Consider the following 23,834-nt stretch of genomic DNA (forward strand, 5'->3'; position numbering starts at 1 on the left):
CTTGGTTCTGCCGTGGGATCTGGCCTGCCAGAAAGCGGATCAGACGCTCAACAGCAGGAACTCGCGCTCCCACGAACTGATCACGCGCTTGAAGTTTTCATGCTCGGCACGCTTGACCGCGACGTAGCCCTGGACGAACTGCTGGCCGAGGTACTGCTGCACTTTTTCGCAGTCTTCCATGTGCTGCAGCGCGTCCTCGATGGTGATCGGCAGGCGCAGGTTGCGCCGCTCATAGGCGCGGCCCTGTACCGGGGCGCTGGGTTCGAGTTTCTCGACCATGCCGATGTAACCGCACAGCAGGCTCGCGGCGATGGCCAGGTAGGGGTTGGCGTCGGCGCCCGGCAGGCGGTTCTCCACGCGCATCGCTTCGGGGCTCGACGTTGGCACGCGCAGGCCGGCGGTACGGTTTTCCTCACCCCATTCGACGTTCACCGGCGCCGAGGTGTCAGGCAGGAAGCGGCGGAACGAGTTGACGTTCGGCGCGAACATCGGCAACAGCTTGGGGATGTACTTCTGCAGGCCGCCGATATGGTGCAGGAACAGCTCGCTCATGCTGCCGTCGTCATTGGCGAAGATCGGCTTGCCAGTGGCGATGTCGACCACGCTCTGGTGCAGGTGCATGGCACTGCCCGGTTCATCGGTGATCGGCTTGGCCATGAAGGTGGCGGTGACGTTGTGCTTGAGCGCCGCCTCGCGCATCGTGCGCTTGAATACGGTGATCTGGTCGGCCAGGTCCAGGGCGTCGCCGTGGCGGAAGTTGATCTCCATCTGCGCCGGGCCGTCTTCATGGATCAGCGTGTCGAGGTCCAGGCCCTGGATTTCGCACCAGTCGTAGACGTCCTCGAACAGCGGGTCGAATTCGTTGGCGGCATCGATGGAAAACGACTGACGGCCACTTTCGGCGCGGCCCGAGCGGCCCAGCGGCACCTGCAGCGGCAGGTCCGGGTCCTCGCAGCGCTGGGTGAGGTAGAACTCCATCTCCGGCGCGACGATCGGCTGCCAGCCCTTGTCGGCGTACAGCTTGAGCACCTTCTTCAGTACGTTGCGCGGCGACAGCTCGATGGGGTTGCCTTGTTTGTCGAAGGTGTCGTGGATGACGATCGCGGTCGGTTCGATGGCCCAGGGGATCTGGTACACCGCCGTGGGGTCGGGGCGGCAGACCATGTCGATGTCGGCGGCGTCGAGCAGGCTGTAGTAGATGTCGTCGTCGACATAGTCGCCGGTGACGGTCTGCAGCAGCACGCTCTCGGGCAGGCGCATGCCGCGCTCGTGGAGGAACTTGGCGGTCGGGGCGATCTTGCCGCGGGCGATGCCGGTCAGGTCGCTGATCACGCATTCGACTTCGGTGATCCGGTGTTCTTTCAGCCAGGTGGACAGCTGATCGAAGGGGGCGTTCATACAAACCTCTTGGTTGGGTAGTTGTGGTGGGACGCAAGGCGTTCAGTGCCGAGGGGCACTTCCCACAGGTGACGCTGAGGACTATCTTGGTCGCTGCCCCCCAGGGTGATCTATCCACTTTCTTCGGCAATTAATGCACCAAAAGAGTGCAACTAGGACAGCGCGTGACAACGCCAACCGCCTTGCAGGTCCAGGATTACCGCACCACCGATGTGACCGAACAGACCCGCGTCACCCCTGGCTGGCAGCAGCAATACCGGCAGATGTCGCCCGGGCATTTCAACGGCCAGCTGCGCTGGCTGGGCCTCGATGGCGTGGAGGTCTACGAGGAGCGCCTGAACACCCGGGTCGAGCAGTTCTTTCGCGCGCCCAGCGGCGCCCTGGCGTTCTGCTTCGACCGCAGTGAAAACAGCCTCTATCTGCTCAATGAAGACAGCCGCAATATCTGGATCACCCCGGAGAACTACCAGGAAGTGGCGGTGGTGTTCGAGCAGCCGTTTTTGGCCAGCCACGGCCTCGACCTGGAACGCCTGCGCGGTCTGTTCATGGTGCCGCTGACCTGCCAGCAGAACGCTTTGTTCGGCAACTGGCTGAGCGCCACGCTCACGCAGCTGGGACAGGCCGATTGCCCGCTGGAGGGCGGGGCGCTGGGCGAGCAGTTGCTGGAGGACTGCCTGTTCATCCTCGACAACGCCGGCCAGCGCCTGCAGGGCGAGGCGCTGGGGCGGCGCGACGAGGAGCGGGCGATCATGCGCCGGGTCAGCGAGTGGGCCGCCGACTGCCCCGACGAAACCCTAAACCTGCTGCAACTGGCCAAGGTCGCCGGGGTTTCCGTGCGTCAATTGCAGCAAGCCTTCAAGGGTTTCACCAACCTGCCACCGGCGCATTGGTTGCGCCTGCGTCGCCTGAACGGCGCGCGGCGCGATCTGCTGGCTGGTGACGCGACCGTGGCCGAAGTGGCGATGCGCTGGTCGTTCTGGCACCTGGGACGGTTTTCCGAAAGTTACCGGCAGCTGTTTCGCGAACTGCCGAGCGAAACGCTCAAGCGGCGGCGGGCAAGCTAGGGTCTGTAGCAAATGTGTCTGCGCGAAGGCCAGACAAGGCGAAACGGGGTGAGGAAGCGGAATGTACTGGCGTACATGAGCATTCCGAGCCCCGTTTCAACGCAGTATGGGCGAGTGCAGATACATTTGGTGCAGAGCCTAGGACAGTGCGGCAAAGCTTGCTAGTGTGCCTGCCGCAGTTTTTCGGAGGACCGGTATGGACACCGCGCAGACGCCCCGTTTCACCTACCAGAAAGTCCACCGCTACCTGAGCGACTGGCTTGATGCCCGCGCACCGGAGCTGGCGCATCGGTTGCCCTCGCTGCGCGATGTCGCCCGGCACCTGAACGTCTCGCTGTCGTCCAGCAAACAGGCTTTCGCCCTGCTTGAAGCCCAGGGGCGGATCCAGGCACGCCCCAAGATTGGTTACTTCAGCGTGGCCGGTGCAGCATCGTCGCGGCTGCCGCCTGCGCTCAGCCTGATCGACTGTTTGTATGCCAGCGCCCGGCAACCGGGCATGCTGGCCTTGAGCAGCGACTCCCCGACCATGCTGGCGTCCCTGGAGGGGCCATTGCTGAGTGTCGAACGCGAGTTGCTGCGCCAGTTGCCCCGTGCCGACGCACCACCGTTCGCGCCCTTTGGCGAACCGGCGCTGCGCGAGGCCCTGGCCCGCCGCTACAGCCGTGGCGTGGATGATCATTGGCAGGCCGACCAGGTGTTTGTCGGCGCCGATTGGCGCAGCGTGTTCGAGCTTGCGCTGCGCACACTGCTGCCACGGGGTGCCTGGGTACTGGTCGAGTCGCCTTGCTCCTGGCTGGTCCTGCGGCTGCTGCAGGCGGCGGGGATTCAGATCGTCGAGGCACCCCTTGGCGCGGACGGTCGTTTCGATCTGCAGGCCGTGGCGCGAGTATTCAGCGAAAAGCCGATCAGGGCGGCGGTACTGTCCTCGACCGTCAACATACCCCAGGGCGGCGCGATGCCGATCCAGGATAAGCAGCATCTGTGCGCCTTGCTGGCCGAGCACCAGGCGTGGCTGATCGAAAACGACAGTTATGGCGCGCTGTGCGAGGCTGCGGCGGGCCAGCGATACCGTGACCATGCCGACCCGGAACGTTTGCTGGTGCTGGCCGGTTTCGACAAGTGCATCGGCGCGGAGGCACCGTTCGGTTACCTGTTGTGCCGTGGCGCGGCGTCGAGCCTGGCCCAAGCCTTTCTTGCCCAGGGTTTTCGCCTGCCGAGCTATCGGCAACAGGCCGTTGCCCGTTTGTTGAGCTCCGGACGCCTGGCCCGGCACCAGGGCCAGCTGATTCGGCACCTGGCACGCAGCCGTCAGCGCATGGCGCAGTTGCTTGAGCGTCACGCCGCCGACTGCCTGCGCCTGGCGATGCCCGTGGCGGGCGCCACGTTCTGGCTGCAGGCGGTGCGCCCGGTAGACATGCAGGCCGTGTGCAAGCAGTTGCTGGGTCAGGGCGTGGTGATCGTGCCGGGGGCGTTGTTCAGCCAGGCCGGGTTCTGGCGCGACCATCTGCGGCTGAGCTTTACCGTCGATTGGCAGCTGGACATCGAAGCTGCGCTGGTCAAGCTGGCCCGGGCGATCCGTCAGGCACCTCAGCTGCCGTAGCAATGCTCGCGTTCAGGGAACTCACCCTGACGCACTTCATTGGCATAGCGGGCGCAGGCTAAGCGGATGACTGTCGACACGTCGGCGTACTGCTTGACGAACTTCGCCTTGCGCGGCCCGCTCAGCCCGAGGAGATCCTCGGTGACCAGGATCTGGCCATCGCAGGCCGGGGAGGCGCCGATACCGATGCAAGGCTGCCGACTTTCTTCGCTGATACGTCGGGCCAGTGGCTCGGCCACGCCCTCGAGCAGCAGGCTGAAGGCGCCGGCGGCCAGGTTGGCGCGCGCATCGGCATGGATGGTGGCGGCGCTTTCCTCGGTCAGCCCTTGTGCCTTGTAGCCGCCCAGGACATTGACGAACTGCGGCATCAAGCCGACGTGAGCCATCACCGGAATACCCCGCTCGACCAGAAACGCCACCGTGGCGGCCAGTATCCGGTTGCTTTCCAGCTTCACCGCGTCGCATCCGGTTTCGGCCAGCACCCTGGCGCAGCTGCGCAGTGCCTGTTCAGGGGACTCCTGGTAACTGCCGAAAGGCATGTCGGCGATCACGCAGGCGTGCTGGGTGCAGTCGACCACGGCACGGGTGTGGCTGATGGTTTCCTCCAGCCGCATGGCCAAGGTTGAGCGCCGTCCATAGGCGACCATGGCGGTCGAGTCGCCCACCAGGATGAAGTCCATCAACGGGTCGATCAGGCGAGCGATCGGCGTGCTGTAGGCGGTGAGGGCGGCGATCTTCTGCCGGCCCTTCATGGCGGCCAGTTCAGGGACGGTCAGGCGACGGGTGTCGGGTTGCAGGCTCATGGGTACCTCCGGTTCGCTGGGGAGGTGCTCGATTATTCGTGTATGGGAAGGGGATTCAAGATACAGGATCGGGCCGATTTGCAGCCCAGTTGCGCATGGCCAGGCGGCAACGGCAGGTGCGGGGCGGCTGGAGCCGCTCCCGCAGCGGTGGTAACGGGGAGCGGGGATCAGTTGCGATCCAGCCACACCGTCTGGGCATTGGTGAACTCGCGAACGCCGAAGTGTGACAGCTCACGGCCAAAGCCACTTTTCTTCACGCCACCGAACGCCACGCGGGGGTCGGATGCGCAGTAGCCGTTGATGAACACGCCGCCGGTGTCCAGCGCAGCGGTCATGCGCTCGGCCAAGGCATAGTCGGCGGTGTAGATGGTTGCGGCCAAGCCGAATTCGCTGTCGTTGGCCAGCGCCACGGCGTGGTCGGCGTCGCGGGCGCTGATGATCGCCGCCACCGGCCCGAACAGCTCCTGTTTGAACGCGGTCATGTCCGGGGTGACGTTGGCGAATACAGTCGGCTCGTAGAAGTTGGCCGCGCCCTCGACCTTTTTGCCCCCCAGCAGCAGCGTGGCGCCTTCGGCGAGGGTCGCCTGGACCTGGCCGTCGAGTTCATCGCGCAGGTCGTAGCGCGCCATCGGGCCGATGTAGGTGGCGTCGTCCAGCGGATTGCCGACGGTCAGCGCACGGGTGGCCTCGACGAACTTGTGGGTGAACGCCTCGACAATGCTTTCTTCGACAATCAGGCGCTTGGCCGCGGCGCAGACCTGGCCGGTGTTCTGGTAGCGGCCGATCACGGCGGCCTTCACCGCGGCATCGAGGTCGGCATCGGCCAGTACGATGAACGGATCGGAGCCGCCCAGCTCCAGCACGCACTTCTTCAGCGCCGCACCGGCTTGCGCGCCGATGGCCATGCCGGCGCGCACGCTGCCGGTCAGGGTGATGGCGGCGATGCGCGGGTCGTTGATGGCGCGGGTGACGCCCTCTGGGGTGACATTGAGCACTTCGAACACGCCCTCAGGCAGGCCGGCGCGTTTGAACAGGTCGGCCAGCAGGTAGGCGCTACCCATCACGTTGGGCGCGTGCTTGAGCACGTAGGTGTTGCCCGCCAGCAGCGCCGGCACCGCGCCGCGCAGCACCTGCCAGACCGGGAAGTTCCACGGCATCACGGCGAGGATCGGGCCAAGCGGACGGTATTCGATACGGGCCTTTTCGATCTGGGTCGGCTCCGGCGCGAGCATGGCCGGGCCGTGTTCGGCGTACCACTGGCACAGGCCGACACACTTGCTGACTTCACCGCGGGCCTGACTGATCGGCTTGCCGATCTCGCGGGCGATCATCTGCGCGAAGGCCTCGGCGTTGGCCTGCAGGGCCTGCCCGAGCGCGACCAGGTACTCGCTGCGCTGACCCAGCGACACTTTGCGCCACTGGCTGTAGCCGGCCTTGGCGCGTTGCAGCGCCGCGTCCAGTGCGGCCTCGGTGTCGAAGGCGTAATGGCCGATCCGTTCGCCGCTGTAGGGGTCGACGGAGATGGCGTGGGTCAGGCTGCTGATCTCGCTCATGGCAGGACTCTCATTGTTCTGATGGGGTGAGCGCAGACTAGTGGTGGCGCGCTTTAATGAAAACTGAATAATAATGAGCGAAACATTCACGTTTGGAGAATGACTGTGGACCTGGTGCAACTCGAGATGTTCAAGGCCGTGGCCGAGCACGGCAGCATCAGCGCCGCCGCCCAGCAGATCCATCGGGTGCCGTCGAACCTGACCACCCGTATCAAGCAGCTGGAGGAGGACCTGGGTGTCGAGCTGTTCATCCGCGAGAAGAGCCGCCTGCGCCTGTCACCGGCCGGCTGGAACTTCCTCGAGTACACCCGGCGCATCCTCGATCTGGTACACGAGGCACGCCTGACCGTGGCGGGGGAGGACCCCCAGGGCACTTTTGCCCTGGGTTCGCTGGAAAGCACCGCCGCGGTGCGCATCCCGGCCTTGCTGGCGGCCTACAACCAGCGCTACCCGAAGGTCGACCTGGACCTGTCCACCGGGCCGTCGGGGACCATGCTCGAAGGGGTGTTGTCCGGGCGCCTGGTGGCGGCTTTCGTCGATGGACCGGTGCTGCACCCGACGCTGGAAGGCATGCCGGTGTTCGAGGAAGAGATGATGGTCATCGCACCGCTCAACCACCCGCCCGTGACCCGTGCCCGGGACGTCAACGGCTCGAGCATCTACGCCTTTCGCGCCAACTGCTCGTACCGCCACCATTTCGAAAGCTGGTTCATTCATGACCAGGCGGTGCCGGGCAAGATCCACGAGATGGAGTCGTACCATGGCATGCTCGCCTGTGTCAGCGCAGGCGCAGGCCTGGCGATGATGCCGCGCAGCATGCTCGAAAACATGCCGGGGTGCAGCACGGTCAGCGCCTGGCCGATGGCCGAGGATTTTCGCTACTTGAAGACCTGGCTAGTGTGGCGACGGGGGACGGTGTCGCGCAGCTTGAGCATGTTCATCAAGTTGCTGGAGGAGCGTCGTGAGCTGCCCTTGTCTTGAGGGCAACGCCTCGCGGACTAACGGTGCGTCAACGGGCGAACCCGAGCCCCGGAAAACCCTCCAAATTGTGTAGATCATCCCACCAGGGAGGAATGCACCATGCGCACTCACCATTACGGCCTTTGCGCCGCGCTGTTGCTGGCATTGGCCATGCCTTGGAACCTTGCAGCGGCCACCGACCTGAATACCCCCATCGATCCGCAGGGCGTGCAATTGCAGCCCCAGGAACAGAACGGCATCCGTTACCTGCAGGGCGGTATCGGCCAGGATGAAGCCGATGCCCTGCGCCGCACACCCGGCTACGACCTGCACATCACCCTCTCGACCGGTGCCGAAGGCAAGTTCCAGAGTGGTGCCGCGGTGGATATCCAATCGGCCCAGGGCCAGTCGGTACTGACATTGCAGGACGTCGGTCCGTTGATCTTCGTGCAATTGCCCCCTGGGCACTACCGCGTGGTCGGCAATGCCGAGGGCCAGACGGTGCAGCAGCAGGTGACGGTGGACGGCAAGGCGCCTGCGCGGGTTGATCTCAACTGGCGCTAAGTGCCTGTCGCGGGGCAAGCCCGCTCCCACAAGGGGCTGCAGATCGGGCACGTGCATGACAGGCTCCAGGTGCACTTTGGCCGGCGCAGGGTGGCGCAGAAGTTTTCGCCGCATCTCCACTGGCAGTTCAACCCCATGTGCTGGCACAGGCCTCGCCGCGTGAGCGAAGGCTGCCAGGCAAGCACGAAGTGGAATACGAATGAACCTGTGAAGCGAGCGCACTGTCCTTAGCCAATAGTGGCAAATCACTTTCAACTTTCAGACTGTTCGGACAATAATCAAAGAAGTATTACCACTTGTAACCCGGTTGGATGTGCCGGGTGGCGGGTGCAGAACGAGGGGCCCAGCCCCCGATTGTCGCAGGTACGCGCACCTCGCGGACCTGTCCGTGAAGACCATCAGGAGAAGTCATTTGATGAGAACCCGTTTCGCCACAACGTTGGCAGCCACCGTGCTGGCACTCGCCGGCGCCAACCTGGCCCAGGCCGCGCAGATGTCTGGTGCCGTGGGCGCCACTGGCCAGGGCGACATGACCTACCGCATCGGCCTGTCCTTCGATTGGGACAAGAAATGGCTGGAAAGCAGCACCGGGCACCTGACCGGATACTGGGATGCGGCCTACACCTACTGGGAAGGCGGCGAGGCCAGTGGGGCTCACTCGCTGTCGATCAGCCCGGTGTTCGTCTATGAATTCAGTGGCTTTACCTACACTCCGTTCATCGAAGCGGGTATCGGCCTGGCGGCGTTTTCCAAGACCGACGTGGGCGACCAGCGCCTTGGCTCGTCGGTGAACTTCGAGGACCGGATCGGTTTCGGCCTGAAGCTGCCGGCGGAGCAGAAGATCGGCATTCGCGCCATGCACTACTCCAACGCCGGGCTGAAGCAGCCTAACGACGGGATCGAGTCGTACTCGCTGTTCTACAGCAAGGCGTTCTGAGTCCACGCAAGCTACCGATCGAGGGGCAGGTCTGCTCCCGCACTGCGGGAGTGGGCTTGCCCCTCGATGGCATTCAGCGCACCGCCTTGATCGCCAGCACATTACACAACGGATGCTCCAGCACATGCGCCGTGGTGCCGCCGAGAAACGCCTGCAACGCATCGTGTCGGTGATTGCCCATGACGATCACATCTACCCGGTGAGCGGCGATGTATTGGGTGATCGCCTTGACCGCCGGCCCTTCGAGGAAGTGGCGACGTTCTAGGTCGATCTGGTAGTGATCGCCCAGGCGGTTGAATGCCGTGCGCTGGGCTGTACGCACGCTGGTATCGAAACCGGGCATGGTCACGGTGCCGGCGCCGAAGTCGGCGATATGGGTCCTGGCCGCATCACACACATGCAACAGGTGCAGTTCGGCGTTGCACTGCAGGGCCAGGGCATGGGCGCTGCGAATCACCGCGTCGTCCAGGTGCTCGCCGGCACCATGGCTGTTGAGGTCGACCGCGGCGGCGATCTGTCGGGGCAGGGGCAGGCGGATGTCGCTGACCAGGTGCACCGCCACCGGGCTGTCCTTGAGCAGTTGCCAGTCCAGCGGGGTGACCAGCAGGCGCTTGAGGATGGGTTCGTGCTGCACGTCCTTGACCAGCAGGTCGCAGCCTAGGCGTTCGATCTGCTCCAGCACGCTGCCCAGCGGATCACGGGTCAGCAGCAGTTCGGTAGAGACATCCAGGCCGGCATTACGCAGTTGCTCGGCCTCGTCGGCCAGCCACTGGCGATTGTCGTCGAGCAGTCGCTCGCGTTCGCGGCTGTCGCTCATCAGGCCGAAGGTGTCGACATCGTCGACGAAGACATTGAGGTCCAGCAGGGCCCCGCTGGATTCGGCCAGCGCCGCAGCGCGCTGCAGGGCAGGCGTATGGCGCATCTGCGGGCCGAGCATGACCAACAATCGCTTGAACTGGCTCATCTCACACCTCCACGTGTGGCAGCCCCCTGTTCAGTCTAGACCCGTCGCCGGTGAAGTCCGCTGGAGCGACGACGGGTCATGCCTCAGTGCGGCGCGCGCGGGATGGTCTTGAGCAGGTCTTCCGGGCTGATGTGCCCGACCACCTGGGCCACTGCGCTGCCTGGGGTCGGCAGGTCGATGATATGGCTCTTCATCTTGCCGATCACATGCATCTCGCAGGGCTTGCAGTCGAACTTCAGGGTGAGCACTTCATCGCCCTGGATCAGCTGCATCGGCGCCACCTTGGTGCGCACGCCGGTCACACCCTTGGCCTGCTTGGGGCACAGGTTGAAGGAGAAGCGCAGGCAGTGCTTGGTGATCATCACCGGCACCTCGCCGTGCTCTTCATGGGCCTCGTAGGCCGCGTCGATCAATTGCACGCCGTGGCGGTGGTAGAAGTCGCGGGCCTTCTGGTTGTAGACGTTGGCCAGGAACGACAGGTGCGACTCGGGGTACACCGGCGGTGGCGTGGTCTCGGCCTTGCGCCCGCCACGCGGGTGGGCCTTGATCCGCGCTTCGGTCAGTGCCTCGATGGCCTCGCGACGCAGGGCCTTGAGTTGCGAGTTGGGAATGAAGAACGCCTGGGGCGCATCGAGTTCGATGGCGTCGGCGTGGTACATCGTGGTACCCAACTGGCCGAGCAGGTCGTGCAGTTGCTCGAGCGCCTGTTCCGGCTTGTTGGCGGCGCCGAACGGGCCGTCCAATGCGACCTGCACGCTGACGCCTTCCTCGCTGCTGAGGGTCAGCATCAGGCGCTGTTCACGCAGCACGGCATGCCATTCGACAGCCACCCGGCGCTCGGACGACGTACGCTGCAGCGCCTGTTGCCAGTTGTGGTCGAGGTTGCGCGACAGCGGATGGTTGGGGCGTAGCTTGTACAGGCCCTCGGGCATCTCGTTAGGCTCGACGCGGTAGCGGTAGCGCTTCTGGCCGTCCTCCTCGGATTCGCTTTTCAGCTCGGCGATGTTGGCGCGGAAGCCCACGACTTCACGCTTGACCAGCACATTGAGGCCGTCGCCGTTGGTCAGCGGGACATCGGTGGTCACCAGCAGGTCGCGCTTGCCGACTTTCTCGACCACGCCCACTGGCAGGCCAGTGAAGGTTGGGGAGTCGAAGGCGCCGATGTCGATCTTGCGGTCGCTGACAAAGTAGTCGGTGCTGCCACGGTGGAAGGTCTTGTCCGGGTCCGGCACGAAGAAGTGTTCGGTGCGGCCACTGGAGGCGCGAGCCAACTCGGGGCGGTCCTCGAGGATGGCGTCGAGCTCCTTGCGGTAGTGGGCGGTGATGTTCTTCACATAGCCCATGTCCTTGTAACGACCTTCGATCTTGAACGAGCGCACGCCGGCATCGACCAGGTCGCGCAGGTTGGCGGTCTGGTTGTTGTCCTTCATCGACAGCAGGTGCTTCTCGAAGGCGACCACGCGGCCCTGGTCGTCCTTGAGGGTGTACGGCAGGCGGCAGGCCTGGGAGCAGTCGCCGCGGTTGGCGCTGCGCCCGGTCTGGGCGTGGGAGATGTTGCACTGGCCGGAGAAGGCCACGCACAGCGCGCCGTGGATGAAGAACTCGATGGCCGCGTCGGTCTCGGCGGCGATGGCGCGGATCTGCTGCAAGTTCAGCTCGCGGGCCAGTACCAGCTGGGAGAAACCGGCCTGGTCGAGGAACTTGGCCCGCTCCAGGGTGCGGATATCGGTCTGGGTGCTGGCATGCAGCTCGATCGGCGGGATATCCAGCTCCATCACCCCCAGGTCCTGCACGATCAGCGCGTCGACACCGGCGTCGTACAGCTGGTGGATCAGCTTGCGTGCTGGCTCCAGCTCGTTGTCGTGGAGGATGGTGTTGATGGTGGTGAACACGCGGGCATGGTAGCGCCGGGCGAACTCGACCAGCTCGGCGATATCGCTCACTTCGTTACAGGCGTTATGGCGCGCGCCAAAGCTCGGGCCGCCGATGTAGATGGCGTCGGCGCCGTGCAGGATCGCCTCGCGGGCGATGCTCACGTCACGGGCAGGGCTGAGCAGTTCCAGGTGGTGCTTTGGAAGGGACATGTCGTTATAGGTTCGGGCTGTCACGGTAAGACGGGCATTGTAGCGGTGAAACGGGGCGGGGGCATCCATAACCGATGAACTTGCCCAAACGGTGGTAAAGGGCCTGGCATTTTTGTCAGTTATGCGTGCGGCGCGATAGTGATAGCGTCGGGTCCAAAATCGTTCTGCAAAAAGGTTATGCGATGACTTCCAGCCGTTTGTCCGTGATCGACCAGCAGCGATCAGTGCTGGGGAGCTCCAGCCTGCCCAGGGCTTATGCGCCGTATGGGGCCGTTTCCGATAAGCGCGGGGCTCTGTTGGCCTATTGCGGCCAGCCCCGCGATTCGTTGACGGGCCATTATCACCTGGGCAACGGGTATCGGACCTTCAATCCATTGCTGATGCGGTTCAACTCGCCTGATCGGTTGAGTCCGTTTGGGGCGGGGGGGATCAATGCTTTTGCGTACTGTCAGGGTGATCCGATCAACTTCCATGATTCCCGGGGTACTGAGAGGACTTTTGTCAGATCACTCCTGGTCACGGCGGCCTCTGCAGTAGGCACGGCTGGTGCGAACGAGGCACCCCATCATTTAAAACAGTTATGGGACATGTCCGTCTACTCGGAAAATCGGCAAATACTGATAGACAACCAGCTTGAAGAGCTGGCGGGTCAACCTGTGACATTCATGCAGAGGGCTACCCATGTTGTTGGAGCGCTGACTAGTACAACTTCAGCTGTTGTTGGATGGGGGGCAGGCCTATATCTAGGCGCCACGGAGGAGGGCGGTGGTCATTGGGCTACGGAGTTGGGCTTGCTTGGCGCGGTCGTCGGTGCCGCTTCGATTTCCAAGATTTCTGACATGCTCTCATCTAGCCAAGAGGTCAATTTTGGCGCCAAGGCAAAGGCGTTGCAGGTTGATATCAACGATATGTACCAAGAGAAAAGGGTGCGAGCTCAGACGTCACCTATGGGCCAGGTGGCAATTGGTGTTGGTGAGACGCTTAATGCGGCATTGCGCGATGGACCACAAGAAAGCAGCGTTTGATGAAGGACCAGTCGTCATAGGGCCGCGCCATAGGCGGCCCATGAGCAGATCTCAGCCCTTGGCCGCCATCGCCGTTACTTCCACACGCATCCCTTCGAACGCCAGCGAAGCCACGCCCACCGCCGCACGCACCGGCCATGGCTTGCTGAAGAACCGCTGGTACACCTCGTTGAACGCCGCCCGATCGGCCATGTCGGTCAGGTAGATGGTCAGGTGCAACACCCGGTCCATCGAGCTGCCGGCGCGCTCCAGGGCATCTTTCAAAGCCTGCAGGGTGCATTCGCACTGTTTGGTGATGTCGCCCAGCTCTAGGCTGCCGTCGGCGTGCACGGGGATCTGGGTGCTGACCAGGATGCCGTTGTACTCGGCAACGTCCGAGGAGATCGAGTCGGCGTCCGGGTCGGGGGTGTAGATGATGTCGCTGTGTGCCATGGGGTTTCGCCTTGCAACGGAAGGAAACCGCCAAGCCTACGCGAGCAGGCAGGGCAGGTCGAGGCAGGGCGGTCGGTCGCGGGCATTTGAAATACCTGGCCGGGACCGGCAGAATCGCGCCCCACCCGGCCACAGGCGCCGGGCCCTGGTCGTGAAAAGAGGCTTGCGTTGAACGAACACACATTGTCCATGCGCCTGGAGCGCGTGGCAGCCCATGTGCCGGCGGGTGCGCGACTGGCCGATATCGGCTCGGACCATGGCTACCTGCCGGTGGCGCTGGCGCGTCGAGGCGCGATTGTCGCGGCCGTGGCCGGCGAAGTGGCGCTGACGCCTTACCAGGCCGCGCAGCGCACAGTGCGCGAAAACGGCCTGGAAGACCGCATCACCGTGCGCCATGCCAGTGGCCTGGCGGCCATCGAGCCAAATGATGGCATCACCGCAGTCAGTATCTGCGGCATGGGCGGCGAGACCATTCGCGACATCCTCGAGGTCGGCAGGCAACACCTGGGCGGCCACGAGCGGTTGGTACTGCAACCCAACGGCGGTGAACAGGCGCTGCGCCAGTGGCTGATGGACAACGGCTATCGGATCGTCTGCGAGGAAGTGTTGCGTGAAAACCGTTTCGACTACGAAATCATCGTCGCCGAACGTGCCGAGTCGGTCAGCTACAGCGCCGAGCAGCTGTACTTCGGCCCGCTGCTGATGCAGGCGCGCAGCCCGGCGTTCCTGTTCAAGTGGCAACGCATGCTGCGCCAGAAACACCAGACCCTGGCCAATTTCGCCCGGGCGCGCCAGCCAGTGCCCGAGGAAAAGGTGCGCGATATCACCCGTCAGGCGCTGTGGATTACCGAGTTGCTGGCGTGAAGCGCCTCACCTTGGGTTGACCACGTTGGCTGGCACCTTCATCACCAGTACGGCGCCCAGTACGATGGCCACGGCCAGTACCTGCAAGGCCAGGCCCGGGCTGGCAGTGCTGTCGCGCATCCAGCCGATCAGGTAAGGCGCGGCGAACGAGGCGATACTGCCGAACGAACTGATCATGGCGATGCCGGCGGCCTGGGTGCCGCCCGCCAGGAAGGCCGGCGGCAGTTGCCAGAACATCGGCAGCGCGGCGCTGGCGCCCATGCCTGCGACCACCAACCCACTCATGACCAGCCAGGGGTCGTCCGGTGCCCATCCGGCCAGGGCGATGCCGGCGGCGGCCATCAGCAACGGCCCGCCCAGGTGCCAGCGGCGTTCGCGGTGACGGTCGGACGAGCGTCCGCAGCCGAGCATGAACAGACAACCGGCCAGATAAGGGATGGCGCTGAGCAGGCCGACCTGGCCATCGCTGCCGATGCCGGCGCCGTGAATCAGGCTTGGCATCCAGAAGGCCAGGGTGTTGACTGCCAGCATCACCGCGAAATAGATCGCCACCAGCAACCAGACATGGGCGTCGCCCAGCAGCCCGCGCATCGAGTCGATCGGCTTGTGCCGCTCCTCGCGGGCCATTTCCTCGCGCATTGCACGCTTCTGATCGGCGGTGAGCCAAGCCACCTGCTCGAAACTGTCCGGCAGGGCCTTGAGCACCACCAGCCCGAGCAACACCACCGGCAGCCCCTCGATCAGGAACATCCACTGCCAGCCCCGCATGCCGCCCTGATCGTGAAACGCCTGCAGGATGCCGCCGGACAGCGGCCCGCCGACCACTCCGGCCAAGGGCACGGCGATGGCGAACAGTGCCGTGATCTGGGCGCGGCGCCGGGCCGGATACCAGCGATTGAGCACCACGAGGATGCCGGGGAAGAAACCGGCCTCGGCCATTCCCAGCAGAAAGCGCAAGGCATAGAACCCGGCGGCGTCCTGCACCCACATCATGCCGCTCGACAACAATCCCCAGACCACCATCAGGGTGGCGATCCAGCGCCGTGGGCCGACCCGCTCCAGGGCCAGGTTGCTGGGCACGCCGAACAGCGCATAGGCGATGAAGAACAGGCCGGCCCCCAGGCCGTAGACAGTGTCGGAAAAACCCAGGTCGGCACTCATCTGCATCTTGGCGAAGCCGATGTTGATGCGGTCCAGGTGGGCGAACAGGTAGCACACCAGCAGCAGCGGCATCAGCCGCCAGGTGATGCGGGTGTGGGTAGCGTCGCAGGCGCGCACGGACGGCGCCGTGGAGGTATCGATCGTATTCATGGTCCGGGACGTTCTTGTTGTTGTCCCGGCAGATCATGCGACGCCGTGTCAGGCGGGCAAATGCACTTTCAGCAAGATGGCTGGTATTTTTGCCATGGGGTTACAGCTGCGAGCAGTTGCCCATCTGGCGGTAGTCGACTTCGCGGGTCTGGCCCTGGTGGTCGACGTAGACCATGTGCGCCGTACCGACCTGGCAATCGGCGTCGTTGCTGGCCGGAGTGATCGAAATGACCTTGGCGATGTCCAGCGGCATGCCGTATTCGTAGGTGCTGGGGCTGTTGTCGGCGAAGGCGCCGAACGAGGCGAGGGTGGCGCTGAGGGCGAGCAGGGCAATCGAACGTTTCATGACAGGTACCTCATTTATTGCGGATAGCTAATGATCCATTCATTTGTGTTTCACAATAAATGGGCTATCCCGTGATAGATTCCTGCCTTTCATGTATGAATGAGGGTGCCTGCCCATGGACATGCTGCATGCGATGCGAACCTTCGCCCGGGTAGTGGAATGCGGCAGCTTCGCCGGGGCCGCCCAGGCCCTGGATATTTCCGCCGCGCAGGTGTCGCGGATCGTCGCCGAGCTCGAGAACCAGCTGCAGACCCGCCTGCTGCACCGCACCACCCGGCGCCTGCGCATGAGCGAGGCGGGCGAGCGTTTTCTCGAGCGCACCCGGCAGATCATGCTGCTCACCGAGGAGGCGGTGGACGAGGCGCGCGGCGCCCACCTCACCCCCCGTGGCCGCCTGCGTTTTCACTGCACCCATGGCCTGGGGCTATTGATGATGCCGCTGGTGGCGCGCTACAACGCGACCTGCCCGGAAGTGGTGATGGAGTTGACCCTGTCGCAGCGCAACCCCGACCCACTTGCCGAAGGGCACGACGTGGTGATCACCATCGGCCAGGGCCTGCCGGACTCGCAACTGATCGCCATCCCGCTGGGCAGCATCCACAGCATCCTGTGCGCATCCCCGGATTACCTTGCCCGTCACGGCGTACCCGAGCGCCCCGAGGACTTGCACGGGCACGTCTGCCTGCGCACCGTCGACCCGCTGTTCGAGGAGGACTGGTCGTTCGAAGGCCACCCCGACAATTGCGTGATCGTGCCCCAGGACACCTTCCTCACCAACGTTGCAGACGCCATGCTCAAGGCCACCGAACTGGGCATGGGGGTGGGCTTGTTGCCGTACTACTCGGCGAGCCAGGCGATGCAGGAGGGGCGCTTGTGCCGGTTGCTGGCGCCGCATCGGCTGCGCCAGCGCGAGATCTATGCGATCTATCCGTCACGGCATTACCTGGACGCCAAGGTGCGCACCTGGCTGGACTTTCTCAAGGAGCAGCTGCCGTTGTTGTTCGCCGAGCACCAGCGCGTGGTGGACGAGCCCCGATACTGGCGTTGAAGGCCGTGCGCTTCGCGGGTCACCGGCTGTCCTGATCCTCGGCGCTGCCACCAGAAGCCCCAGCGCCGCTGCCGGTGGCTTCTCCGGTACTGTTGGAGCCGCCAGCGGCACCGTCGGCGGCGTCAGAGTCGGTACCAGTGTCACTGCTGTCGTTATCCTTGCCACCGGGGCTGTTGACGCTGCTGCCTTCACCGGCGGTCTTGCCTTGCTCGGTAGTGTGCTCTTTGTGCGTGCCGCTCCCGTTCGTGTCGGTGGCGGCGAGGGCGAGGGTGGTGCTGCTGCCCAGTATCAAGGCCAGCAGCAAGGCGAGGGGACGTGGATTGACCATGATGAATCTCCTGTCGGATGACTGTCATGGTTGGGCTATCACGGCGACGCCAAGGTGCCCGTCAAGCGACGGGCGGTCCTTGGCGTCAGCCGTCAGTGGGCGTCAGGACGAGGCGTCTGTTGGCCGGGCATGGCATCCATCGCCTCCAGCGTCGGATGCTCCTGCGCCGCGTGCATCAGGTCTTCGGTCACCCGCAGTTCCGCGCCGGTTGGCGAGAAGGTTGCGGTCGGCGCGAACGGCGCCGGGTGCTCCGGTGCCGGGCGTTTGCCGCGACGCCACAGGAAGAACCCGACCATGGCCAGGTTGATCACGGCGAAGGCCCAGAACAGGCCGACTTCGCCGTAGGCAGTCATCATCGGCGAAATGGCCAGTGGGGCCATGGCCGAGCCCAGCGAGTTGATCAGCAGCAGCCCCTGGATCATCGGCACCAGCGCGTCGGCCGGGGCGCGGTCGGCGGCGCTGCTGACGGCCACCGGGTACAGCGCGAACACGCCGCCGCCGAGCAGGAACAGCAGCGCCGGCAGCAGCACGGTGTCGGCTGGCAGCAGCACGATCAAAACCGACAGCACGGTACACAGGGCGGCCAGGGCGATCAGCACGTCCTGGCGATCCTTGCGGTCGGACCAGCGCCCGACCGGGTACTGTAGCAGCATGGCGCCGAGGATCACCCAGGCCATCATGTCGCCGGTCTCGCCGACGTCCAGGCCGATGCGTTGCAGGTACAGCGGCAGCAAGGCATAGATCCCGGCGATGGCGACCCCCGAGCCGAAGCAGCCAACCAGCCCGGTCGGCGCCACGCCCAGCAGTTGCCGCGGTTTGAGCGGCTCGACCTGATCCAGCAGTGGCGATACCCGGGGCAGGATCACGATCGGCAGCACCGACAGCGTGGCGAGCATGCCGGCGACCATGAACGGCGCGGTCTCGCCCCAGCCAGTGACCTCGCCCAGGGCGGCCTGGGCGATCACCCCGGCACCGTAGAAGGCGATCATGTACAGCGCCAGCAGACGCCCACGGATCTTCGCGTCACCGGCCAGCAGCAACCAGCTCTCGATCACCAGGAACACGCCGACCGCCGCCCAGCCGTTGATCAGCCGCAGCACGAACCACCAGGTGGTGTCGTAGAACAAGCCCTGGAGCAGGATGGTTGCGCCGATCAAGGCAGCGAAGCTGCTGTAGGCGCGGATATGACCGATGCGCAGGATCAACCGGTCGTTGAAGACTGCGCCGAGGGTCAGGCCGATGAAGTAGGCCGAGGACACCACGCCGATCATGGTCGCCGATTCGCCGGCGGCGCCAAGGCGCAGGGTGGTCAGGGAAGACAGCACGCCATTGCCCAGGGCAATGATGAACAGGCCGAGCAGGGGTGCCAGCGCCATCGCCAGCAAACGCACAGACATAGTTACCTCAAGGTTGGAAAGAGCTCAGAAGCACCTTTTCGGCTGCACGTGCCGGACAGCGACGTACAGTGCGGCCTGGGCGGGATGCGAGCTTGGCAAGAGTCAACCGCGGGGCCTGTTGGGTGAAGGCCGGGCGGGGCGGTTGAGCCTGTGGCACATGCGCGATGTGTGAGGCACGGACGCGGTCTTTGCGGGGGCTTGCCACCGGTTGGGGCGACGGGCGAAAAGGAGGCGGGATTTTAAGGCCTGTACAGGATTTGCCAAGAGGGAAAAGGCTGCGACGAGAGGCCGCAGGGGTCAGGCCGTTTTACGCGCGACCAGCAGCAGGGATTGCGGCACCTGGCTCTGCGGATGTTGCGGCTCCTGCAGTTCGACCAGGGTGAAGCCCGCCAGCTCCAGTGCCTTCAGCCAGCTGCCGAGGGTGCGGAAGTACCATGGCATCGGGCGCCAGTCGCCGGCGAACCCGACGAATGACTCCTCGCGCCAGCCATCCTGGTAGTTGCCGGCGGCTGCCGTCCAGGGGTGCAGGGTCTGGATCAGCAGCGTGCCGTCGGGCCGCAGCAGATTCCGCATGGCCGTGAGCAGGGGAATGATGTCTTGCTGGAGCAGGGCGAAGTTGGCGCAGATCAGGTCATGCTCGTGGTTGATGCCCTGCACGCCTGTGATCACTTGTTCATAGCTGGCCAGGTGGACCTGCGCCGAACCTGCTGCGCGTGCGGCGGCGACAAGAGTCGCATCGCCATCCACCCCGACCGCATCGATCCCCCGTGCGGCCAGGGCACGGAGCAGCCAACCCTCGCCGCAGCCCAGATCCAGCACCCGACCGGGCTGCTGGCCGAGCACGGCCAGGAGTATCGCCTGGTCGGTGACCTGCTGGCGGGACTCGATGGCGCCGGAGCGTACGGCTTCGATCCAGGCCTGGGCGTTGTGCTGCCAGCTGTCCAGCAGTGGGTCGGTAACCATGGGGGTGCTCGGGTCCGAGGGTGGCGGGTGGCTCTAGTGTGGTGTTTTGCAAATACGACCAATAACTCGCGAGTGATTTTTGCGCTCAGGCAAGGCGTCGCGACGAGTCGTAGCTCAGCTACGGCGAGGAGTGACAACGCCGCATGAGCGCAAAAAGCACCGCGAGGTATGGTCGTTATTTGTGAAACACCACACTAGGATAGGCCAGTCTTGTGCGCATGCCCCTTTGCTCTGCACACTGGCGTCCCTGGGAAGGAGCATGGCATGGCACTTGCGAAAGCGGATTTCACCACGCGCCTGCTGGTCGATGCCGGCATCGGCCCCGGCATGCGCGTGCTCGATGTCGGGTGCGGCAGTGGCGATGTGAGCTGGCTGCTGGCCGGCCTGGTAGGCGGTGACGGCGCGGTGGTGGGTATCGACCGGGCGGCTGGCGCCCTGGAGGTTGCGCGCCAGCGTGAAGGCCGCCAAGGGGCGGCTGTACCTGAGTTCGTGGCTGCCGAACTGTGTGCGTTACCCGCGACCCTTGGGTTGTTCGGCGCCATCGTCGGGCGACGGGTACTGATGTACCAGGCGGATCCGGCCAAGGCGTTGCGGGCGATGACCCGGTCCCTGCTGCCTGGCGGGTTGATGATCTTCCAGGAGCACGACGGCAGCCTGGCTCCGGCCAGCCAGGCATCATTCCCCTTGCACCACAAGGCCCAGCAATGGTTGCGGCGCATGCTTGCCTATGAGGGGGCGGACCTGCATATCGGCTTCAACCTGCACCGTGTGTTCAGCGAAGCGGGCCTGATGGTCGAGGACTTGCGTGCCGAATGCCTGGTGCAGACGCCCGGCAACGCCTACCCGCTGGGCGAGATCATCCGCGCTTGCCTGCCGCGGATCATTGCCCATGGCGTGGCCACGGCGCGGCAGGTGGGGATCGACACCCTGCAGGCGCGGTTGGATGCCGAGCGGCGACGGTCGCAGGATATCTATATCGGTGATGTCGCCTTCGGTATTTGTGCGCGCAAGCGGTGAGTCATGTAGTTAAATTGCGTGAGGTGTCAGTGGTGTTAAGTTAGTGTGATGGCTGAAGCATTTTAAATATTAAAGCGCCAAGCAGAAACTTGTATTTCTTCCTCTTCCTCTTCCTCTTCCTCTTCTTCTGCTTTTGCTTCTAAGCGCGCGATAGTTCAGGCGACACAAATTGCGACTTCAGGAGGCCGAACGGAGGGCTTGCGCAGGGAGGTGACGGGCATGGATGCCCGTCAAGCGCCGATCAGGCCATGGATGGCCCGTCGGCGCGTCCTCCCGGAGCAAGCCCGGAGTGAGGGGACCCCGGAGCGAAGCGTAGGGGCCGTATGAACGGAGCCGAACGGTTTTGCCTCCTTTTCCCAAGAGAAAAGGAGGTCGCCGTAAAGGCGAAAAGGTGAGTATGCGTCGACATGGCGAATGAATGCGCATATAACTTTTAAAACACACGCTGTGTAAGTCAAAGTCAAAGTCAAAGTCAAAGTCAAAGTCAAAGTCAAAGTCAAAGTCAATCGGCATCGGTTTTGATAGATATAAGTTCATTCATTTGCGATGTCGACGCACAGTCACCTTTCCGCCCTTACGGCGGCTTACTTTGGTCGTGGCCAAAGTAAGCAAAGCCGTGGCGCTCCATTCATCCGGCCCTCCGCTTCGCTCCGGGTCCCCTCACTCCGGCCTTGCTCCCGGGAGGACCGCGCTGAACGCCCCATCCTGGGGCGCAGCGCTTGACGGGCATCCATGCCCGTCACCTCCCTCCGCAAGACCTGCGTTCGGCCTCCTGAAGTCGCGAAGTTACGGGCGGCGCCTGGACTAGCACAGCTGTCGCTAGCTGGGTAAGGCGCTAGACTCCTGATCGGCAACGGCAACGGCAACGGCAACGGCAACGGCAACGGCAACGGCAACGGCAACGGCAACAGCAACAGCAACAGCAACAGCAACAGCTCGAACGCTCGCAGGACTCAACTCGACCTACCGCGCAATGCCAGCGGCACCAATCGTTCAGGCCGTGGCTTGCATCCGCGCGATGATGTCCCACAACCGCGGATCGGCATAGTCTTCGATCACCAACCGCGCTCCGGCTTCCAGCAGTCGTTCGGCCGGCTGGGTAGTGGCCAGGCCCACGGTAAAGATGCCTGCATCGACAGCTGCCTTGACGCCAGGCAGCGAGTCCTCGAAGGCCAGCGCCTGCCCGGCCTGGGCCTGCAGGTACTGCAGCCCGGTGAGGTAGGGCAGGGGGTCGGGCTTGGGCCGTGCCAGCTCATCGGCGACCAGGACATGAGCGAAACGCTCGCCAAGGCCCAGGGCCCCGAGCATGTGCTCGGCGTTCAGGCGCGGGGCGTTGGTCACCACGCACATGCCGATGCCGTGCCGCTCGGCATGTTCCAGCAGGCGCAGCAGGCCGGGCATCGGCGTCAAGGTTGGCGACAGTTCGCGGAACAACGCCTCCTTGCGCTCGGCCAGGGCCTGGCGGTGGGCGGCATCAGAATGGGGGAACAGCTCGGCGAACAGCAGGCCGTTGGAGCGGCCGCTGACCTGGGTGTTGAACTGCTCCTGAGTAAGCTCGCGGCCATCGTGGTCGCGCAGCAGCTTGCGGAAGGCTTGCAAGTGCAGGGTGTCGGTGTCGGTTAGGGTCCCATCGAGATCGAACAGCAGGGCGGTCAGCATCGGGCATCCTTAAAGGGGAGAAACCATTCAGCAGCATACTATGCCATCAGCATTGGAAAGTGCAGTTGGCCTGTTCCTGCGCATCTTCGGCGCAAGACTCACAGGCGTGGGGCTGCCGAGCAAACGCCTCAGCCTCAACAGACCCTGAACGGTTAATATCGGCTGCCAGGCATTACAGCACGGAGCACTCACCCCATGTCTTTTGTCACCACCCGCAAGATCCTGTTCGGCGATTGCGACCCCGCTGGGATCGTCTATACGCCGCGTATCGGTTACTTCGTCATCGAGGCGATACACGAGTTTCTCTCCCACCGGCTGGGCGGCGAAGGCCTGCGCAAGCTGTTCGCCATGGGCGTGATGCCGCCGGCGCGGGCATTGTCCATCGAGTTCCTGTCGCCGATGGCCTGGGACGACCTGATTCGCGTGCACGTCAGCAGTGGGCCGCTCGGCCGCACATCGTTCAGTTTTGCCGTAGAGGGGCTCGGGGCCGGTGGCGAAGTGTGTTTTCGGGCCAGCATGACCCAAGTGTGCGTCTGCCCCGAAAGCAAGCAACCGGTTGAGCTGCCCGAGGCACTGCGCCAGGCACTGTGCAGCACTACAGGCTGATGCGCATCACAACGGATAGATATTTCATCAACAAACAAACGATTCAGCATCAATTGGATATAAAGTCCAAACGTGACCGGTTATTCAGTTGCGGTTTTCCGTTTAAATGAGGCTGTTGCCACTGGTTGCTCCTGCTGAAAGCTGTTAGCTTTCGCCTCGCTCAGGAATTAAACAAGCAGGCCTGCAACGCGCCGCTTGCGGTCACCCGAACAAACAACGGGCGATCGAACAGGGAACGATAATAAAAATCCTAGGGAGGGATAACCGGATGAATCTCTACATCCGTTTGTTGCTGGCTGTTCTACGCGGTTTCTTCAAGCCGCCGATGGCCCTGACCGACACACTGCAGCGAACGCTGCGGGTCTGGCCGAACGACATAGACATCAATAAACACATGAACAATGGCCGTTACATGACGATTGCCGATCTGTTCATGCTGGAACTTTGCCTGCGCGCGAAAATCCTCATTCCTGCCTTCAAGTTGGGCTGGAAGCCCATGCTCGGCGGTAATCTGGTCGTCTATAAAAAGCAACTTTCCATGTTCGAGCAGTACACCGCCGAGTTCAGCATCTGCTGCCTCGACGAGAACTGGACCTACTTCCAGTACACCTTCTTCAACCGTGCCGGTGAAGTGGTGGTGACTGGCTATTCCAAGGGCGCCTGGGTCGGTCGCAAAGGGCTGGTCGCCAACGCGGTGATCGCCGAAAAGCTCAAGGTCGAACCCACTACCGCGCCGATGCCCGAAGCCATCAGGAAATGGCTGGAGGCTGAGGCCCACGTGCTCGGCAAGGCCTGAACCAGGCCGCGCCGCGGCCCTCTTGGCAAACACCTGACACCCACGTCGTCCGTCCATTGCTCCACGGCCCCAGGCCTGTGGCCTGGCGCCGCGCGCGGCAGGCTTTGCCGTGCCC

Annotated in this window: 23 protein-coding genes and 1 pseudogene; 12 read left to right on the forward strand and 12 right to left on the reverse strand. The window is 63.9% G+C overall.

Features of this window, described 5'->3' with window-relative positions:
- Nucleotides 1-39 precede the first annotated feature (39 nt).
- Nucleotides 40-1,398: a glutamine synthetase family protein gene (locus ACZ9C1_RS04855; protein WP_028689491.1), complete on the reverse strand. Its 1,359-nt coding sequence runs from the start codon at nucleotides 1,396-1,398 to the stop codon at nucleotides 40-42.
- Between the two features lie 164 nt (nucleotides 1,399-1,562).
- Here ACZ9C1_RS04855 and ACZ9C1_RS04860 point away from each other — a divergent pair, with 164 nt between their 5' ends.
- The gene (locus tag ACZ9C1_RS04860; protein WP_110699300.1) at nucleotides 1,563-2,462 is read left to right on the forward strand and encodes a helix-turn-helix domain-containing protein; all 900 of its coding nucleotides are present in this window, start codon (nucleotides 1,563-1,565) and stop codon (nucleotides 2,460-2,462) included.
- Nucleotides 2,463-2,658: 196 nt separating this feature from the next.
- Nucleotides 2,659-4,062 (forward strand): aminotransferase-like domain-containing protein, encoded by a 1,404-nt coding sequence (locus ACZ9C1_RS04865; protein ID WP_476253674.1) that lies wholly within the window; start codon nucleotides 2,659-2,661, stop codon nucleotides 4,060-4,062.
- Here the strand turns inward: ACZ9C1_RS04865 and panB are convergent.
- Both panB and ACZ9C1_RS04875 read right to left on the reverse strand, forming a co-directional pair.
- Complete coding sequence (gene panB, locus ACZ9C1_RS04870; protein ID WP_277503864.1) at nucleotides 4,050-4,865, reverse strand: 3-methyl-2-oxobutanoate hydroxymethyltransferase; 816 nt, start codon at nucleotides 4,863-4,865, stop codon at nucleotides 4,050-4,052. The genes ACZ9C1_RS04865 and panB overlap by 13 nt on opposite strands.
- 167 nt (nucleotides 4,866-5,032) lie before the next feature.
- Entirely contained in the window at nucleotides 5,033-6,418 is a 1,386-nt protein-coding gene (locus ACZ9C1_RS04875) for an aldehyde dehydrogenase family protein (RefSeq protein ID WP_476253675.1), read from the reverse strand.
- A 105-nt stretch (nucleotides 6,419-6,523) separates the two neighbouring features.
- On the opposite strand from ACZ9C1_RS04875, the gene ptrR reads away from it, so the two are divergent.
- The 4 genes and pseudogenes from ptrR (at nucleotide 6,524) to ACZ9C1_RS04895 (ending at nucleotide 8,879) form a co-directional block, all read left to right on the forward strand.
- Nucleotides 6,524-7,399, forward strand: coding sequence for a putrescine utilization regulator PtrR (gene ptrR, locus ACZ9C1_RS04880; protein WP_102682356.1), 876 nt, complete (start codon nucleotides 6,524-6,526; stop codon nucleotides 7,397-7,399).
- A 99-nt stretch (nucleotides 7,400-7,498) separates the two neighbouring features.
- Entirely contained in the window at nucleotides 7,499-7,942 is a 444-nt protein-coding gene (locus ACZ9C1_RS04885) for a carboxypeptidase regulatory-like domain-containing protein (protein ID WP_198754581.1), read from the forward strand.
- 63 nt (nucleotides 7,943-8,005) lie between these two features.
- Nucleotides 8,006-8,145: pseudogene (locus ACZ9C1_RS04890) on the forward strand (phytanoyl-CoA dioxygenase family protein); the annotation flags it as partial.
- Between the two features lie 212 nt (nucleotides 8,146-8,357).
- The gene (locus tag ACZ9C1_RS04895; protein ID WP_277503867.1) at nucleotides 8,358-8,879 is read left to right on the forward strand and encodes an acyloxyacyl hydrolase; all 522 of its coding nucleotides are present in this window, start codon (nucleotides 8,358-8,360) and stop codon (nucleotides 8,877-8,879) included.
- Between the two features lie 73 nt (nucleotides 8,880-8,952).
- Here ACZ9C1_RS04895 and ACZ9C1_RS04900 read toward each other — a convergent pair whose 3' ends face one another.
- Nucleotides 8,953-9,843, reverse strand: a complete 891-nt coding sequence (locus ACZ9C1_RS04900) for a universal stress protein (protein WP_476253676.1) — start codon at nucleotides 9,841-9,843, stop codon at nucleotides 8,953-8,955.
- 83 nt (nucleotides 9,844-9,926) lie between these two features.
- A complete protein-coding gene (locus ACZ9C1_RS04905; protein ID WP_277503872.1) occupies nucleotides 9,927-11,927 on the reverse strand; it encodes a peptidase U32 family protein in 2,001 nt (666 codons plus the stop codon).
- A 182-nt stretch (nucleotides 11,928-12,109) separates the two neighbouring features.
- On the opposite strand from ACZ9C1_RS04905, the gene ACZ9C1_RS04910 reads away from it, so the two are divergent.
- Complete coding sequence (locus ACZ9C1_RS04910; protein ID WP_277503874.1) at nucleotides 12,110-12,952, forward strand: RHS repeat-associated core domain-containing protein; 843 nt, start codon at nucleotides 12,110-12,112, stop codon at nucleotides 12,950-12,952.
- Nucleotides 12,953-13,003: 51 nt separating this feature from the next.
- Here ACZ9C1_RS04910 and ACZ9C1_RS04915 read toward each other — a convergent pair whose 3' ends face one another.
- Entirely contained in the window at nucleotides 13,004-13,384 is a 381-nt protein-coding gene (locus ACZ9C1_RS04915; protein ID WP_277503876.1) for a RidA family protein, read from the reverse strand.
- A 168-nt stretch (nucleotides 13,385-13,552) separates the two neighbouring features.
- Here ACZ9C1_RS04915 and ACZ9C1_RS04920 point away from each other — a divergent pair, with 168 nt between their 5' ends.
- Entirely contained in the window at nucleotides 13,553-14,248 is a 696-nt protein-coding gene (locus tag ACZ9C1_RS04920; RefSeq protein WP_346843260.1) for a tRNA (adenine(22)-N(1))-methyltransferase, read from the forward strand.
- Between the two features lie 6 nt (nucleotides 14,249-14,254).
- Here ACZ9C1_RS04920 and ACZ9C1_RS04925 read toward each other — a convergent pair whose 3' ends face one another.
- Together ACZ9C1_RS04925 and ACZ9C1_RS04930 are read right to left on the reverse strand one after the other, a co-directional pair.
- The gene (locus ACZ9C1_RS04925; RefSeq protein WP_277503877.1) at nucleotides 14,255-15,559 is read right to left on the reverse strand and encodes an MFS transporter; all 1,305 of its coding nucleotides are present in this window, start codon (nucleotides 15,557-15,559) and stop codon (nucleotides 14,255-14,257) included.
- A gap of 100 nt (nucleotides 15,560-15,659) precedes the next feature.
- The gene (locus ACZ9C1_RS04930) at nucleotides 15,660-15,905 is read right to left on the reverse strand and encodes a DUF2790 domain-containing protein (protein WP_046855760.1); all 246 of its coding nucleotides are present in this window, start codon (nucleotides 15,903-15,905) and stop codon (nucleotides 15,660-15,662) included.
- Between the two features lie 115 nt (nucleotides 15,906-16,020).
- On the opposite strand from ACZ9C1_RS04930, the gene ACZ9C1_RS04935 reads away from it, so the two are divergent.
- Entirely contained in the window at nucleotides 16,021-16,953 is a 933-nt protein-coding gene (locus ACZ9C1_RS04935) for a LysR family transcriptional regulator (protein WP_046855759.1), read from the forward strand.
- A gap of 19 nt (nucleotides 16,954-16,972) precedes the next feature.
- Here the strand turns inward: ACZ9C1_RS04935 and ACZ9C1_RS04940 are convergent, their stop codons facing one another.
- From ACZ9C1_RS04940 to ACZ9C1_RS04950, 3 genes are all read right to left on the reverse strand, one after another.
- Nucleotides 16,973-17,281, reverse strand: a complete 309-nt coding sequence (locus ACZ9C1_RS04940) for a hypothetical protein (protein ID WP_102682262.1) — start codon at nucleotides 17,279-17,281, stop codon at nucleotides 16,973-16,975.
- A gap of 92 nt (nucleotides 17,282-17,373) precedes the next feature.
- Entirely contained in the window at nucleotides 17,374-18,678 is a 1,305-nt protein-coding gene (locus ACZ9C1_RS04945) for an MFS transporter (RefSeq protein WP_277503881.1), read from the reverse strand.
- A gap of 297 nt (nucleotides 18,679-18,975) precedes the next feature.
- On the reverse strand, nucleotides 18,976-19,641 hold the full coding sequence (locus ACZ9C1_RS04950; RefSeq protein ID WP_277503883.1) for a class I SAM-dependent methyltransferase: 666 nt from the start codon (nucleotides 19,639-19,641) through the stop codon (nucleotides 18,976-18,978).
- Between the two features lie 264 nt (nucleotides 19,642-19,905).
- Here ACZ9C1_RS04950 and ACZ9C1_RS04955 point away from each other — a divergent pair, with 264 nt between their 5' ends.
- Nucleotides 19,906-20,658, forward strand: a complete 753-nt coding sequence (locus ACZ9C1_RS04955) for a methyltransferase domain-containing protein (RefSeq protein ID WP_476253677.1) — start codon at nucleotides 19,906-19,908, stop codon at nucleotides 20,656-20,658.
- Between the two features lie 993 nt (nucleotides 20,659-21,651).
- On the opposite strand, the gene ACZ9C1_RS04960 is transcribed toward ACZ9C1_RS04955, so the two are convergent.
- Complete coding sequence (locus tag ACZ9C1_RS04960; protein WP_277503884.1) at nucleotides 21,652-22,317, reverse strand: HAD family hydrolase; 666 nt, start codon at nucleotides 22,315-22,317, stop codon at nucleotides 21,652-21,654.
- Between the two features lie 195 nt (nucleotides 22,318-22,512).
- On the opposite strand from ACZ9C1_RS04960, the gene ACZ9C1_RS04965 reads away from it, so the two are divergent.
- The gene (locus ACZ9C1_RS04965; RefSeq protein ID WP_198755020.1) at nucleotides 22,513-22,923 is read left to right on the forward strand and encodes an acyl-CoA thioesterase; all 411 of its coding nucleotides are present in this window, start codon (nucleotides 22,513-22,515) and stop codon (nucleotides 22,921-22,923) included.
- A 325-nt stretch (nucleotides 22,924-23,248) separates the two neighbouring features.
- The gene (locus ACZ9C1_RS04970; RefSeq protein WP_476253678.1) at nucleotides 23,249-23,719 is read left to right on the forward strand and encodes a thioesterase family protein; all 471 of its coding nucleotides are present in this window, start codon (nucleotides 23,249-23,251) and stop codon (nucleotides 23,717-23,719) included.
- Nucleotides 23,720-23,834: the final 115 nt, after the last annotated feature.

It is taken from the genome of Pseudomonas sp. TE21435 (assembly GCF_056279265.1).

Excerpts from the sequence above, each read along its gene's own strand:
- ACZ9C1_RS04855 (WP_028689491.1), bottom strand. The coding sequence starts at position 1,398 with ATGAACGCCCCCTTCGATCAGCTGTCCACCTGGCTGAAAGAACACCGG.
- ACZ9C1_RS04865 (WP_476253674.1), top strand. The coding sequence starts at position 2,659 with ATGGACACCGCGCAGACGCCCCGTTTCACCTACCAGAAAGTCCACCGC.
- panB (WP_277503864.1), bottom strand. The coding sequence starts at position 4,865 with ATGAGCCTGCAACCCGACACCCGTCGCCTGACCGTCCCTGAACTGGCC.
- ACZ9C1_RS04875 (WP_476253675.1), bottom strand. The coding sequence starts at position 6,418 with ATGAGCGAGATCAGCAGCCTGACCCACGCCATCTCCGTCGACCCCTAC.
- ACZ9C1_RS04885 (WP_198754581.1), top strand. The coding sequence starts at position 7,499 with ATGCGCACTCACCATTACGGCCTTTGCGCCGCGCTGTTGCTGGCATTG.
- ACZ9C1_RS04895 (WP_277503867.1), top strand. The coding sequence starts at position 8,358 with ATGAGAACCCGTTTCGCCACAACGTTGGCAGCCACCGTGCTGGCACTC.
- ACZ9C1_RS04900 (WP_476253676.1), bottom strand. The coding sequence starts at position 9,843 with ATGAGCCAGTTCAAGCGATTGTTGGTCATGCTCGGCCCGCAGATGCGC.
- ACZ9C1_RS04905 (WP_277503872.1), bottom strand. The coding sequence starts at position 11,927 with ATGTCCCTTCCAAAGCACCACCTGGAACTGCTCAGCCCTGCCCGTGAC.
- ACZ9C1_RS04910 (WP_277503874.1), top strand. The coding sequence starts at position 12,110 with ATGACTTCCAGCCGTTTGTCCGTGATCGACCAGCAGCGATCAGTGCTG.
- ACZ9C1_RS04915 (WP_277503876.1), bottom strand. The coding sequence starts at position 13,384 with ATGGCACACAGCGACATCATCTACACCCCCGACCCGGACGCCGACTCG.
- ACZ9C1_RS04925 (WP_277503877.1), bottom strand. The coding sequence starts at position 15,559 with ATGAATACGATCGATACCTCCACGGCGCCGTCCGTGCGCGCCTGCGAC.
- ACZ9C1_RS04930 (WP_046855760.1), bottom strand. The coding sequence starts at position 15,905 with ATGAAACGTTCGATTGCCCTGCTCGCCCTCAGCGCCACCCTCGCCTCG.
- ACZ9C1_RS04935 (WP_046855759.1), top strand. The coding sequence starts at position 16,021 with ATGGACATGCTGCATGCGATGCGAACCTTCGCCCGGGTAGTGGAATGC.
- ACZ9C1_RS04940 (WP_102682262.1), bottom strand. The coding sequence starts at position 17,281 with ATGGTCAATCCACGTCCCCTCGCCTTGCTGCTGGCCTTGATACTGGGC.
- ACZ9C1_RS04945 (WP_277503881.1), bottom strand. The coding sequence starts at position 18,678 with ATGTCTGTGCGTTTGCTGGCGATGGCGCTGGCACCCCTGCTCGGCCTG.
- ACZ9C1_RS04950 (WP_277503883.1), bottom strand. The coding sequence starts at position 19,641 with ATGGTTACCGACCCACTGCTGGACAGCTGGCAGCACAACGCCCAGGCC.
- ACZ9C1_RS04955 (WP_476253677.1), top strand. The coding sequence starts at position 19,906 with ATGGCACTTGCGAAAGCGGATTTCACCACGCGCCTGCTGGTCGATGCC.
- ACZ9C1_RS04960 (WP_277503884.1), bottom strand. The coding sequence starts at position 22,317 with ATGCTGACCGCCCTGCTGTTCGATCTCGATGGGACCCTAACCGACACC.
- ACZ9C1_RS04965 (WP_198755020.1), top strand. The coding sequence starts at position 22,513 with ATGTCTTTTGTCACCACCCGCAAGATCCTGTTCGGCGATTGCGACCCC.
- ACZ9C1_RS04970 (WP_476253678.1), top strand. The coding sequence starts at position 23,249 with ATGGCCCTGACCGACACACTGCAGCGAACGCTGCGGGTCTGGCCGAAC.